This is a genomic window from Streptomyces griseicoloratus (assembly GCF_014534645.1).
Lineage (GTDB): Bacteria > Actinomycetota > Actinomycetes > Streptomycetales > Streptomycetaceae > Streptomyces > Streptomyces griseicoloratus.
This window is the reverse complement of record NZ_JACVQF010000211.1, coordinates 34,269-46,978: the sequence shown is the minus strand read 5'-3', so window position 1 is coordinate 46,978 and position 12,710 is coordinate 34,269. Positions and strand designations below refer to the sequence as shown.

General features: G+C 72.2%; 12 protein-coding genes. 4 read left to right on the top strand and 8 right to left on the bottom strand.

The genetic code is table 11. The features are described 5' to 3' along the window. Window positions 1–107 precede the first annotated feature (107 nt). Window positions 108–1,538 carry a zinc-dependent metalloprotease gene (locus tag H0H10_RS24700; protein WP_188183295.1) on the top strand — a complete coding sequence of 477 codons (1,431 nt, stop codon included), beginning with the start codon at window positions 108–110 and terminating at the stop codon, window positions 1,536–1,538. Further along, entirely contained in the window at window positions 1,535–2,050 is a 516-nt protein-coding gene (locus H0H10_RS24695) for an NUDIX hydrolase (protein WP_188183294.1), read from the top strand. Before H0H10_RS24700 ends, H0H10_RS24695 begins: the two co-directional genes overlap by 4 nt. Window positions 2,051–2,141: 91 nt before the next feature. On the opposite strand, the gene H0H10_RS24690 is transcribed toward H0H10_RS24695, so the two are convergent. From H0H10_RS24690 to H0H10_RS24675, 4 genes are all read right to left on the bottom strand, one after another. Beyond that, complete coding sequence (locus tag H0H10_RS24690) at window positions 2,142–2,897, bottom strand: AIM24 family protein (protein ID WP_188183293.1); 756 nt, start codon at window positions 2,895–2,897, stop codon at window positions 2,142–2,144. Between the two features lie 17 nt (window positions 2,898–2,914). Then, the gene (locus H0H10_RS24685) at window positions 2,915–3,595 is read right to left on the bottom strand and encodes an AIM24 family protein (protein ID WP_188183292.1); all 681 of its coding nucleotides are present in this window, start codon (window positions 3,593–3,595) and stop codon (window positions 2,915–2,917) included. A gap of 13 nt (window positions 3,596–3,608) precedes the next feature. Next, window positions 3,609–5,396: a TerD family protein gene (locus tag H0H10_RS24680; protein ID WP_188183291.1), complete on the bottom strand. Its 1,788-nt coding sequence runs from the start codon at window positions 5,394–5,396 to the stop codon at window positions 3,609–3,611. A 140-nt stretch (window positions 5,397–5,536) separates the two neighbouring features. Further along, window positions 5,537–6,133 (bottom strand): M48 metallopeptidase family protein, encoded by a 597-nt coding sequence (locus H0H10_RS24675; RefSeq protein WP_188183290.1) that lies wholly within the window; start codon window positions 6,131–6,133, stop codon window positions 5,537–5,539. A gap of 316 nt (window positions 6,134–6,449) precedes the next feature. Between H0H10_RS24675 and H0H10_RS24670 the strand changes: the two genes are divergently transcribed. Both H0H10_RS24670 and H0H10_RS24665 read left to right on the top strand, forming a co-directional pair. Then, a complete protein-coding gene (locus tag H0H10_RS24670; protein WP_188183289.1) occupies window positions 6,450–7,664 on the top strand; it encodes a TOMM precursor leader peptide-binding protein in 1,215 nt (404 codons plus the stop codon). Continuing rightward, window positions 7,657–9,021 (top strand): ABC1 kinase family protein, encoded by a 1,365-nt coding sequence (locus H0H10_RS24665; protein WP_188183288.1) that lies wholly within the window; start codon window positions 7,657–7,659, stop codon window positions 9,019–9,021. Before H0H10_RS24670 ends, H0H10_RS24665 begins: the two co-directional genes overlap by 8 nt. A 96-nt stretch (window positions 9,022–9,117) precedes the next feature. On the opposite strand, the gene H0H10_RS24660 is transcribed toward H0H10_RS24665, so the two are convergent. From H0H10_RS24660 to H0H10_RS24645, 4 genes are all read right to left on the bottom strand, one after another. After that, a complete protein-coding gene (locus H0H10_RS24660; protein WP_188183287.1) occupies window positions 9,118–9,441 on the bottom strand; it encodes a putative WhiB-interacting protein in 324 nt (107 codons plus the stop codon). Next, complete coding sequence (locus H0H10_RS24655; RefSeq protein ID WP_188183286.1) at window positions 9,438–9,806, bottom strand: WhiB family transcriptional regulator; 369 nt, start codon at window positions 9,804–9,806, stop codon at window positions 9,438–9,440. The genes H0H10_RS24660 and H0H10_RS24655 overlap by 4 nt, the downstream gene beginning before the upstream one ends. 174 nt (window positions 9,807–9,980) lie before the next feature. After that, complete coding sequence (locus H0H10_RS24650) at window positions 9,981–10,298, bottom strand: hypothetical protein (RefSeq protein ID WP_188183285.1); 318 nt, start codon at window positions 10,296–10,298, stop codon at window positions 9,981–9,983. A gap of 164 nt (window positions 10,299–10,462) precedes the next feature. After that, window positions 10,463–12,664, bottom strand: a complete 2,202-nt coding sequence (locus H0H10_RS24645; protein ID WP_188183284.1) for an ATP-dependent DNA helicase UvrD2 — start codon at window positions 12,662–12,664, stop codon at window positions 10,463–10,465. Window positions 12,665–12,710: the final 46 nt, after the last annotated feature.

Here is a 12,710-nt window from a genome sequence, read left to right as displayed (position 1 = left end):
CGGCGAAGCACCGAGGCCCGAACCGCGCCGGGTGTCTACGCTGGGTGGTGTTGTCGGGCAGCCGTGCCGCCGGAAAGAACCGGTGGCCTTACCAGCCGAGGAACCCCGTGAGTGACACCCCATTCGGATTCGGCCTTCCGCCGGAGGAGCCGGACGACGGCGACGAGGGCAAGAAGAAGGACCAGCAGAGCGGCGGTGGTCAGGGACCGGCCAACCCGTTCGGTTTCGGGCTGCCCGGAGCCGGTGGCCTTGGTGGCCCCGGTGCGGACAATCCGTTCGCTGCCATGTTCGGTTCCATGAACCCCACCGACCTGGGCGCCGCGTTCCAGCAGCTCGGCCAGATGCTCTCCTACGAGGGCGGGCCGGTGAACTGGGACATGGCCAAGCAGATCGCCCGCCAGACGGTCGCCCAGGGCGCTCCGGACGGCACCAAGGACGCCAGCGTCGGCCCCGCCGAGCGCAGCGCCGTCCAGGAGGCCGTCCGCCTGGCGGACCTCTGGCTGGACGACGCGACCGCCCTGCCCTCCGGCGCGGGCTCCGCCGTGGCCTGGAGCCGCGCGGAGTGGGTCGAGGCGACCCTGCCCGCCTGGCAGGAGCTCGTGGACCCGGTCGCCGAGCGCGTCGGCAACGCCATGGGCGATGTGCTGCCGGAGGAGATGCAGGCCATGGCCGGCCCGCTGATCGGCATGATGCGCTCCATGGGCGGCGCCATGTTCGGCACGCAGATCGGACAGGCCGTCGGCGTGCTGGCCGGCGAGGTCGTCGGCTCGTCCGACATCGGCCTGCCGCTCGGCCCGGCCGGCCGGGCCGCGCTGCTGCCGGCGAACATCGAGAGGTTCGGCAAGGACCTGGGCGTGCCGCAGGAGGAGGTGCGGCTGTACCTCGCCCTGCGCGAGGCCGCCCACCAGCGCCTCTTCGCACACGTGCCGTGGCTGCGCTCGCACCTGTTCGGCGCCGTCGAGGGCTACGCGCGCGGGATCAAGGTCGACACGGCGAAGCTGGAGGACGTGGTCGGCCAGTTCGACCCGCAGAACCCCGAGCAGCTGCAGGAGGCTCTCCAGCAGGGCATGTTCCAGCCGGAGGACACCCCGGAGCAGAAGGCAGCCCTGGCCCGTCTGGAGACGGCCCTGGCCCTCGTCGAGGGCTGGGTGGACGCGGTGGTGCACGCCGCCGCCAAGCCGCGCCTGTCGTCCGCCGACGCGCTGCGTGAGACGCTGCGCCGCCGCCGCGCCTCCGGCGGCCCCGCCGAGCAGACCTTCGCCACGCTGATCGGTCTGGAGCTGCGGCCGCGCCGCCTGCGTGACGCCTCCCGCCTGTGGGCGTCGCTGACGGACGCGCGCGGTGTCGACGGCCGGGACGGCCTGTGGGCCCACCCGGACATGCTGCCGACGGCCACCGACCTGGACGACCCGGACGGTTTCGTGCACCGCGAGCAGCTGGACTTCTCCGAGCTGGACAAGATGCTCGGCGAGGCCGCGGGCAAGCCCGACCTGAAGAAGAAGGACCAGGGCGAGGCCAAGGGCGACGACGCCGAGTGAGCCTGTACGACGACGCCGTCCTGGTCCTGAAGGGCTACCAGGGCCAGGACGAGCTGCGACAGTCCTACCTCGACCATCTGGCGGCCCATCCGGACGGCATGTGGAAGTCCTGCGGGGACGGGCACATCACGGCGAGCGCGCTGGTGATCGACCCGGCGCGCGAGCGCGTCCTGCTGACGCTGCACGGCAAACTGCGCATGTGGCTGCAGATGGGCGGCCACTGCGAGCCGGTCGACGCGACGCTGGCGGACGCGGCCCTGCGTGAGGGCACGGAGGAGTCGGGGATCGCCGGGCTGACCCTGCTGCCCGGCGGCCCGGTGCGGCTGGACCGCCACCACACGCCGTGCGCCTGGCACCTGGACGTCCAGTACGCGGCGCTGGCTCCCGACGGGGCCGTGGAGGCGATCAGCGACGAGTCCCTCGACCTGCGCTGGTTCCCGTACGCGGAGGTCGCCGAGGTCGCCGACACGTCGGTCGTACGCCTGGTGGAGGCGACATGCGCCCGGCTCTGAGCGGGTGACGGGCCTGGCACGGATGCCCGGCTCTGGACAGGTAAGGGGCGGCCGCAATGGCGGCCGCCCCTTACGTCTGCCTTCCGGACGGTCAGCTCCAGACGTTGCCCTGGTTCTGTCCCCGGGCGCCCTGCTGGCCCATGCCGTACTGCGCGGCGAGGCCCGACCCGATCTGGGCGTTCTGCGGCGGCAGCAGCTCACTGGGCTGGACGAGGGCGAAGCCGGTGCCCATGAAGCTGAGCTCCCAGCCCTCACCGGTGTTGCCGCGACGCCGCCACACCCCGGAGGAGTGCGTCTGGGCCTGCATCTGGATGCGCAGCCCCGTGGACCAGGCGACGATCGCGTCCGCGTCGCAGTTGACGTACTTGTCCGGTGTCACCTGCATCAGCAGTGGGGCGCCGGAGGTCATCAGGGCGACCCGGCCGCGGCCGGTGATGTTGAGCTGGTACTTCCCGGACCCGGAGATGCCGTACAGGCTGTCGACGGCGATGACCTCGTGGTGCAGGGTCGAGTCCATCGCCAGCACGTAGCTGCTGTCGACGGTCAGACCCTCCTGGTCGACCTCCATGACGTGGACGTGCTGGGCGAGGTTGGCGAAGTACACGGTGCCCTGCCCGTGGCAGCGCATCAGGTCCAGGCCCTCACCGGTGTGCGCACGCGCGCGTGACTGGTTGTTGCTCTGGTACTCGGCGTCGAACTCGACGAGCCCCTGGTAGGCGACCATCGTGCCCTTGCGGGCGAGGATGTCGTCGTGACCCTCCAGGGCGACGCGGAGCATGTGCTTGTTCTGCAGGCTCCAGCGTTCCTGGGTCTGCTGGTCGTTGTAGGCGAAAAGCGGGCTCTGCATGGTGTTCTGGCTCCCCCTCAGCCCCGGATCCGGAGGCGGTCGGTGCTGTCCTCGCTGGGCTGGACGACGACGATGCCCTGACCGGAGAAGGCCATCTGGTAGGCCTCGCCGCTGCCGCGGCCGATCAGCGACTGCGCCTTGAAGCTGCGCTTGCCCTTCACCTTGAGGTTCGGGGACCAGGCGACGAGCGCGTCCGGGTCGACGTACGTCTCGTCCTCGCCGCCGCCGCAGTCGACGACGATCGGCTTGCCCCGGGAGGTGAGCGCGACCCAGCCCTGGCCGGAGATCCTGGTGTTCCACAGGCCCTGCCCGGCGAACTTCGCCAGGCCCTTGACCCGCTCCACGCCCCAGGTGAGGTGGGCGTCGAAGGCGAGCAGGTTGGTGGCGTTGACGGAGATCCCGTCGCCGTTGAGGTTGATGACGACGACGTTGGCACCGTAGTCGGCGAGGTAGAGCAGTCCGTCGCCGGAGCACTTCATCAGGGGAGCGCCCTCGCCGGTCATCCAGTCCTTGGCGATCTGGCGCACGGCCGGCGGGTTGGGCTCGTACTGGACGAACCCCTCGTAGGCGACCATCGAGCCCACGCGCGCGAGGAGGTCGTTTCCGGTCTGCATGGCGACCTTCAGCATGTGGTTGCCGTGGTTCTCCATGCGGGCGGTGACGGGTGCGGGGGCGTAGCCCGCGAGCGGCTGGTTCATGTCGGGCTCTCCCTCAGATCTCGTACGGCTGGACGACGACGAAGTTGCCGGGCGCCGCCCTGAACTGCAGGTTGACGCTCTCGCCCGTGTCGCCGGGGTAGGAGTTGCGTCGCATCCGCACCTGGCTGGAGACGACGACCTGGGCGGCCGCCGACCAGGCGACGACCGCGTTGCAGTCGGCGAAGGTGGTGGGCGTCACCGGCAGCACCACGGGGATGCCCTGGGTCTTGACGACGATCGTGCCGGTGCCCTGGAACTGCATCGTGAACAGCGCGCCGCCCGGGATGCCGTGTCCCTCGATGCGGCGGACCTCGTACTGGAGGCTCTCGTCGAAGGCGAGGACGTTCTCGGCGGAGACGCACACGGCGTCGCCCTGGAGCTCGATCGGGTGCAGCATCGCGGAGTTCTCGGCGAGGAACACCTGTCCCTTGCCCGTACAGCGCATCAGCTGCATCTCCTGGCCGGTCGCGTTGCCCACGACCCGGCCGGCGAACCCGGCGCCCTTGTAGCTGAAGTCGACCTTGCCCTGGTAGAGCACCATGCTGCCCTGGCGGGCCAGTACGGGCTGACCGCCGACGCCGAGGTCGACGCGGACGAGCTTCTTGTTCTGCTGCGTCCAGCGCTGCCCGGTGCCCGTCTCGCGGAACTGCTGGAGGGCGGCGGCCACGCCCGGACCCTGCGGCGCACCCTGCGGCATGCCTTGCGGCGCCTGCTGGGGCACGCCCTGCGGCGCGCCGTACGGGGCCTGCTGGCCGGGGACCTGCCCGGGCTGGAGAGGCGGCTGCCCGTAAGGGGGCTGCTGGCCGTAGCCCGGGGGCGGAGTGGGCTGGCCGTAGCCGGGCGGCGGGGCCGGGGTCTGGGGTGGCTGGGGTGGCTGGGGTGCCTGGGGCTGGGCGTACCCCGGGGGCGGCGGGGCGGTCTGGCCGGGGGCCTGACCGTACGGCTGCTGGCCCGGCTGGCCGTACGGCCCGGGTGCCGGGGCCGTGGGCGGCACCGGGGAGCCGCCGGGTGGCGTGTTCATGGGCGCGACGATGGTCGGCGCGGCGTGCACGCCGGGGGCGGGCGCGGGGGCCGGGGGCGGGGTGGCTCCGGGCGGGGGCGCGAAGGCCTGCGGGGCGGGGGCCGGCGTCGCGGGCTGCGGGGCGGGGGCCGGCGCGGGCGCGGGTTCCGGGGTGGCGGGGGCGGCGAACGCGGGCGGCGCGGCGGCCTGGGCGGGCGGAGCGAAGCCCGGGGCGGCGGCCTGCGGCTGCTGCGGCGGCGCGGGCGGCTCCTCCTCGGCGACCTCACCGCCGAAGTTCCTCAGCAGCGCGTCCAGCCCACCGTCGAAGCCCTGCCCGACGGCGGCGAACCGCCACACGTCCTTCAGGTAGAAGTCGCCCAGCATCACGGCCCGCTCGGTGGAGAACTCCGACCCGTCGAAGGGGTACCGGGCCACCTCCTCGCCGCCCGCGACGATCCGGATGTACCCGGGGCCCACCTGCGACATCTGCCCGGCGCCGTCGATCGTCGCCGTGAAGGACAGCTTCTTGATCTGCGGCGGGATCCTGTCCAACGTGACCCGGAAGGACTCCGTGTCGCCGGCCTGGGCGCCCAGGAGCTGAATGGACTCCTCGGGGGACTTCGGCTGGTTGTAGAAGACGAAGTACCGGTCGTCCGAGAGCCGTTCGTCGGCGTCGAGACCGAAGCAGCTGATGTCGAAACCCAGCCCGGGGCCGGAGATCTGCACACCTACGTACAGATCCGTGCCCGCGGTGAGGTCACTGATCCTGGCCTTGTGGCCGCGTTGGAATTCCCTGGCCATGCGTAACGACCGTCCCCCATCCGAATGCGAGTGCGTCGCGCCAGGCTAACGGCAAACCCGGACACCGGACGATGTCGGTACAGACCCGGTACAGAACCCGCGCCAGGCTGTACCGGACGCCTCGCCGGGCGCGGGCGCGGCTACTCGCTCCGGGCGCCGGGCACGTGCGGCAGCCGGTCGGCGGCGACGACGCCCTCGAGATAGCCCCGGGCCCGCTCGGTGCGCGGGTACGCCTCCAGCAGCCGCCAGAAGCGGGGTCCGTGCCCGGGGACGAGCAGATGCGCCAGCTCGTGGAGGAGGACGTAGTCGACGACGTACTCGGGCATGCCCTGCAGGCGGTGCGACAGGCGGATGCTTCCCTCGGACGGGGTGCACGACCCCCAGCGCGTGTTCTGGTTGGTGACCCAGCGGACCGAGGCGGGCCGGGCCCGGCCGTCGAAGTACTGGGCCGACAGACGCTGCGCGCGCTCGGCCAGCTCGGCGTCACCGAGGACCCGCTTGCTCTCCTGCGCGGCGAGCTTGTCGAGCATGACGCTCACCCAGCGCCGCTCCTCCGCCTCGGACATCCGGGCGGGGATGAGCACGACCGTGCGGTCGCCCTCGCGGTACGCGGAGACCGTTCTGCGCCGGCGGGTGCTCCTGCGGACCTCGATCGCGCTCGCCCCCGAGCCGCTCGGCGGCGGACTCGTCGGCTTGTGCTGCGGCGCTCCGGCACGGTGCAGTGGGTCGGCGGACACGCCCCGACGTTACCCGCTGCGCACGGGGAAGTCCCGGCTCCCGGAGGGTTCCGTGCCGATCCGCCACCGCGCGTTCGACAGGCACGACGGATTTGTACGACGAATACCCACCGCCTGTGGACAACTTTCGGCGCCCGGCGGCGCGGCCGGGCATGCTGGCACTCGACGGCGGATCCGCGATCGACCACCACCGATACGACCGACCACGGCTGATCACGGCCGACCACGGCTGATCACGGCCGATCACGGCCGATCGCGCGATGGACCACCGCCGGCACACGAGGACGTTCCGGGAACGGATTTACGGGGGCCTGTCATGCATCCGATGGTGAAGCCCGCGCTCAGGCGCGGCTGGCGCGATCTCAACACCGTGCAGTTCGGGATGACCCCGGCGCACGCACTGACGCTCGGCCCGGTGGACACGGCCACGGGCAGTTTCCTGGAGCTGCTCAACGGCACCCGCGGGACGGCGCTCCTGAGGGAGGAAGGGCGCCGCATGGACCTGCCGGACGGCCACGTCGACCGGCTGGTGGAGCGCCTGTCACGGGCCGGGCTGCTCGACGACTCCCGGGGCGGCGGAGAGGACGCCGACGCCCTGCGCCGGAACAAGGACGTCCTCGACCGGCTCCGCCCCGACCTGGCCTCGCTGTCCCTGACGACCTCCGAACCGGGCGACGCGCTGCGGTCCCTGGCCGCCCGGCGCGCCCTTCGGGTGCAGGTCAGGGGCGCGGGCCGGGTGGGCGCGGTGCTGGCCCCGCTGCTGTCGGGGGCGGGTGTCGGGGAGGTCGACGTGCTCGACGGCGGCCGGGTCGAGCCGTGGGACGTCGCCCCGGGCGGACACCCCGCCGAGGCCGTCGGGGACCGCCGGGACGAGGCCGCCCGCCGGGCCGTACGCCGGGCGGCACCGGACCGCCCGCCGCGCCGCGGCCCCACGGCCCCGCCCGAGGACGGCGGCCCGGGCCACTCCTTGGTGATCCTCGCCCCGCGCGACGATGTCGCCGTGCACGCCCCCGACCCCTCCGCCGCCGAACCTTTCCTGGCGTCCGGTACACCCCACCTGTACGCCGGTGTCGTGGAGGGAACCGGTGTCGTCGGCCCTCTGGTGCTGCCCGGCGAGACGGGTTGCGCGGGCTGTCTGCACGCCGATCGCACCGACCGGGACCCGGCCTGGCCCCGCCTGGTCGCGCAGTGGCGGTCCGGCAGACAGCGCCAGGTGCGTCCCTGCGACCTGACGCTGGCCACGACCGTCGCCGGACTGGCGGCCGCGCACGCGCTCGCCTTCCTCGACGGCCGGACACCGTCCAGCGCCGGTGCCCGCTGGGAGGCGGCGCTGCCCGGCCTTCACTGGCGCGCACGGCCCGTCACGGCCCACCCCGACTGCCCCTGCGGGGCAGCCGCGAAAGGTAACCGGGAACACACCGCAGAAGAGGGGGCCCGGCGCGAGACAATGGCGGAGCAATGGCCGTCGGCAGAAGTACGCCACAGGGCAGGGGCCGAGCGGTCGGCTGGGACTTGGAGGGCGCATGTCTGATCTTCCCCGGAAGGCGGTCACCCGGACCGCCAAACTCGCCGCGCTTCCGCTCGGCTTCGCCGGACGGGCGACCTGGGGACTCGGCAAGCGGATCGTCGGCGAGTCCGCGGAGATCGTCGGCCAGCAGCTGCAGCAGAGGACCGCCGAGCAGCTGTTCAAGGTGCTCGGCGAGCTCAAGGGCGGCGCGATGAAGTTCGGGCAGGCACTGTCCGTCTTCGAGTCGGCGCTGCCCGAGGAGATCGCCGGTCCCTACCGCGCGGCGCTGACCAAGCTGCAGGAGGCGGCGCCGCCCATGCCGACGCGCACGGTGCACGCCGTACTGGAGGAGCGGCTCGGCGAGGACTGGCATGACCTGTTCGAGGAGTTCGAGGACAAGCCCGCCGCCGCGGCCTCGATCGGCCAGGTGCACCGGGCGGTGTGGCACGACGGCCGTGAGGTGGCGGTCAAGGTGCAGTACCCGGGTGCCGGCGAGGCCTTGCTCTCCGATCTGAACCAACTCAGCCGGTTCGCCCGCCTCTTGGGCCCGCTGGTCCCCGGCATGGACATCAAGCCGCTGATCGCGGAGCTGAAGGACCGAGTCTCGGAGGAACTGGACTACGGCCTGGAGGCGCAGGCGCAGCGGGCCCACGCCGAGGAGTTCACGGCGGACCCGGACATCGTGGTGCCCGACGTCGTCCACCAGTGTGAGCAGGTCCTCATCACCGAGTGGATCGACGGCATCCCGCTGTCGGAGATCATCGCGGACGGCACTCCGGAGCAGCGCGACCGGGCCGGTCAGCTGCTGGCCCATTTCCTCTTCTCCGGCCCGGCCCGCACCGGCCTGCTGCACGCGGACCCGCACCCGGGCAACTTCCGTCTGCTGCCCGGCGGGCCGGGCGGCGAGGACGACTGGCGCCTGGGCGTCCTGGACTTCGGCACGGTCGACCGCCTGCCGGGAGGACTGCCGACGCCCATAGGCGAGGCCCTGCGCATGACTCTCGGCGGCGAGGCGGAGGCCGTCTACGAGATGCTCTGTGCGGAGGGCTTCGTCAAGGAGTCGATAGAGCTGGATCCCGACGCCGTCCTCGACTACCTGCTGCCGATCATCGAGCCGGCCCGCGTCGACGAGTTCACCTTCACGCGTGGCTGGATGCGCAGCCAGGCGGCCCGCATCGCCGATCCCCGCTCCCCCGCGTACCAGCTGGCCAAGCAGCTCAACCTGCCCCCGGCCTACCTGCTGATCCATCGGGTGACGCTGAGCACGATCGGGGTGCTGTGCCAGCTGGGAGCGGTGGTGCGGCTGCGCGACGAACTGGAGGAGTGGCTGCCGGGCTTCCTGCCGGAGGAAGAGGCCCAGGAGGCGGCCGCGGAGGCCTGAACGCACCGCGGGGGCCGGTCCGCTCGGACGGACCGGCCCCCGCGGAGGAGAGCTGTGCCTCCCGGGCCGGGAGGCCACCGCTTCGGGTGTGATCGGTTACTGCATGACGGCCATGGCCAGCGCGCGCCGGGCACGCATCGAGGCGCGCTCGGCCCGGCGCTGCATCCGGCGGGCGGTCGCCAGGCGCACGGCCCGTCGTTCCCGCTCGGCCTCTTGCAGGCGGTCGTGCATATGCGCACGAGCCAGGGCTTCTGGGATGAGTTGCATCTCTCGGGTCCTGTTCTGACGCGAGTCCTTCGCGCCGTTGGTGGTGAAGTCTTCAGGCGCGGAGCCTGCGATCTCGTGGGTGGACGGCTTCATCGGGGCCTGCTTCTTGGGGTCGTGCGTGAGGGGGCGGTCGATCGTTCCTGCGGTGTTCATGCCGTGACCGGGTTCTTGCGCGGGCGACCACGGGGCCGCTTCCGGGCGACGACGACTCCCTGGACGAACAGCTCGCCACCCCAGACGCCCCAGGGCTCACGCCGCTCCTTGGCGCCGGCGAGGCAGGCCTCGATCAGCGGGCAGGTGCGGCAGAGGGACTTGGCGTACTCGACGTCCGCCGGCGACTCCGCGAAGAAGACCTCCGGGTCGTAGGAACGGCAGGGGACGGGCACGCCGAGGTTCTCGATGGCGTCGTCGAGCGCGGTGAGCGCAGTGAGCGGGGTCAAGGTGGAGTCCTCCGTGAGGCCGGGCTTGGGGATCGTGTCGGAAGGCGGTACGGACGGGGCGTGCGCTTCGAGTTGCACGGGTGGTCTTCCTCGTCTGGTCGTGCCGGCCGGTCGGCCGGTTGGCGGCTTGGTACCGGGTTCTTTTCTTGTCCCGAGGCTCCTTCGTGCTGCCTCCCCCGTTCGGGGAAAACAGAAGGGCCGCGGATCCCGGATGGGGTTCCGCGGCCCTGAAGGCGCCGGCCTGATCGGCGATCAGGCTGGATCACTCCAGGGTTCTGGCCCACGGAAGGCCCACATCAGGTGGTGGTGCGTCGTCTGCTTCCGGAATCCGGCACCGGTCGCCGCAAAGGCATAGGCCTGGGCCTGTGCCTCTACTGCTGCTTCCAGTGCCTTGGTCGGTCGCTCGCTGCGCTCGCGGACGGGAAGGCCCGCGGGGGCAACGGAGGACGCCGGACGCACGGCAGCGATGCCGGACAGACCGGTGCCCGGGTTGGAGGCGCCGAGCATGCACAGGGAGACGGCCGAGCGATCGGTCATTTTGACGATGGAGCTGGTGTTGATGCTGATCACTGGACTCGCCTCCTCTCGGCGTCTCGGGGGACTGGGGTGAGCCAGTCCGCGGATATGCAAGTACAACACGGATTCAGGGCCTCCGGGAAGGCCACTGTTCCCGTGTCCAAGAACCTATGGGGATTCCTGGGGCATGCGCAAACTATTTTTTCGACGAGTTGGCTTCAGTCGTCCCCGTCAAGCCCCGCGACGTCCTGGCCTGCGCAGATGGCCAACACCGCTGCTCCGTAACGGTTGAGCTTGCGCGCTCCGACTCCCGGGATCCTCGCCAGCTCGCGCTCGTCCTCCGGAACGGACTCCGCGATCGCCATCAGCGTCTTGTCGGTGAAGACGCAGAAGGCGGGCTGTCCGCTGCGTCCCGCCTGGACCGCGCGCCACTCGCGCAACCGCTCGTAGACGCCCTCGTCCATGTCCGACGGACAGTCCTCGCAGCGCATCAGCTTCATCTCACCGGCGTCGGTGAGCGTGCGGCCGCAGACCCGGCAGCGGGCGGGGGTGCGTGGGATCCGCCGGGGTGCCGCGTCCACGGCGGCGCCGCTCCTGAAGCCGCGCTCCACGCCGCCGGCGCCTCCGGCGGCCTGCCGGTCGCGGGAGGCGCCGGAGCCGGGACGCAGTCCCTGGAGGAAGCGGCTGGGTCGGCGGTTCGGGCGGCCGCCGGGCGAGCGGGCGAGGGCCCAGGAGACGTGCAGGCGTTCGCGGGCCCGGGTGACGCCCACGTAGAGGAGGCGTCGCTCCTCCTCTATCTGCTCGTCGGTCTTTGCGTAGGTGATCGGCATCATGCCCTCGGCGACGCCCACCAGGAAGACGACGTCCCACTCCAGGCCCTTGGCCGAGTGCAGGGAGGCCAGGGTGACGCCCTGCACGGTCGGGGCGTGCTGGGCCCCGGCCCGTTCGTCGAGCTCCGCGACGAGGTCTCCCAGGGTGGCGCCGGGTCTGGCGGCGGCGCAGTCCTGGGCGAGGTTGACCAGCGCGGCCAGCGACTCCCAGCGTTCCCGGACGGCGCCCGACCCGGCCGGGGGCTGCGGTGTCCAGCCCTCTCCCGACAGCACCGCCCGCACCTGGGAGGGCAGGTCCACGGCGTCGTCGAGCAGGGAGTCGTTGCCGCCGAAGCGGGCCGCGGCACGCAGGGCGCTGATGGCCTTGCGCACCTCGGGCCGGTCGAAGAAGCGCTCGGCGCCGCGCAGCTGGTAGGGGACCCCTGCGTCGGCCAGGGCCTGTTCGTAGGTCTCGGACTGCGAGTTCGTACGGAACAGGATCGCGATCTCGGCGGGCGGGACGCCCGCGTCCAGGAGCTCGCGGATGCGGCGGGCGGCGCCCTCGGCCTCGGCGGGCTCGTCGGTGTACTCGGTGTAGACGGGCTCGGGGCCCGGGGGGCGCTGGGAGATCAGTTCGAGGCGGTGGTCCGCGGCCCGGCCGCGGGCCTGGGCGAGCAGGCCGTTGGCGAGGTGGACGACCTGCGGGGTGGAACGGTAGTCGCGGACCAGCTTGACGACGGTGGCGCCGGGATGGCGGGTGCGGAAGTCGAGCAGGTGGTCGGGGGTTGCTCCCGTGAACGAGTAGATCGTCTGACTGGCGTCGCCGACCACGCACAGGTCGTCGCGGTCGCCGAGCCACAGTTCCAGCAGGCGCTGCTGGAGCGGGCTGACGTCCTGGTACTCGTCGACCACGAAGTGCTGGTACTGGGCGCGTACCTGCTCGGCGACGTCGTGCCGGTCCTGGAGGACGGCCACCGTCAGCAGCAGCACGTCCTCGAAGTCGATGACGCCGCGTCCGCGCTTGAGGTCCTCGTAGGCGGAGTAGAGCTGGGCGATCTCCGCGGGGTCGCGGGGTGCCTCACGGCCGGCCTTGGCCGCCGCGAGGGCGTAGTCGGCGGGGACGGTCTGGGTGACCTTGGACCACTCGATCTCGGCGGTGACGTCGCGCAGCTCGCCCCGGTCGAGGCGGATACGGCAGGCGGCGGCCGCTTCGGCGACGAGCTGGACCTTGCGGTCGACGAGCCGGGGCAGGGGGCCACCGATCGCTTTCGGCCAGAAGTACTGGAGCTGCCGCAGTGCCGCCGAGTGGAACGTGCGGGCCTGGACACCGACGGCGCCGAGCTGACGCAGCCGGCCGCGCATCTCTCCGGCCGCGCGGTTGGTGAACGTGACGGCGAGCACGCTGGACGGCTGGAGGATCCCGGCGCGCACCCCGTAGGCGATGCGGTGGGTGATCGCCCGGGTCTTGCCGGTGCCGGCACCCGCCAGCACGCACACCGGCCCGCGCAGGGCGGTGGCCACCTCGCGCTGCTCGGGGTCGAGCCCTTCGAGCACCGCGTCGGCCGAGTCCGGTACCTGCGGGAAGAGGGTGGAGTGCGTTGCTGCTGTCACACAGCCATGCTGCCAGGTCTGCGGAGACGGGTGAGCCGGTTGTCCA

What these genes read in the sequence shown, in the direction of transcription:
- H0H10_RS24665 (WP_188183288.1), top strand. Translation starts at nt 7,657, where the DNA reads ATGTCTGATCTTCCCCGGAAGGCGGTCACCCGGACCGCCAAACTCGCC.
- H0H10_RS24680 (WP_188183291.1), bottom strand. Translation starts at nt 5,396, where the DNA reads ATGGCCAGGGAATTCCAACGCGGCCACAAGGCCAGGATCAGTGACCTC.
- H0H10_RS24690 (WP_188183293.1), bottom strand. Translation starts at nt 2,897, where the DNA reads ATGCAGAGCCCGCTTTTCGCCTACAACGACCAGCAGACCCAGGAACGC.
- H0H10_RS24685 (WP_188183292.1), bottom strand. Translation starts at nt 3,595, where the DNA reads ATGAACCAGCCGCTCGCGGGCTACGCCCCCGCACCCGTCACCGCCCGC.
- H0H10_RS24670 (WP_188183289.1), top strand. Translation starts at nt 6,450, where the DNA reads ATGCATCCGATGGTGAAGCCCGCGCTCAGGCGCGGCTGGCGCGATCTC.
- H0H10_RS24660 (WP_188183287.1), bottom strand. Translation starts at nt 9,441, where the DNA reads ATGAACACCGCAGGAACGATCGACCGCCCCCTCACGCACGACCCCAAG.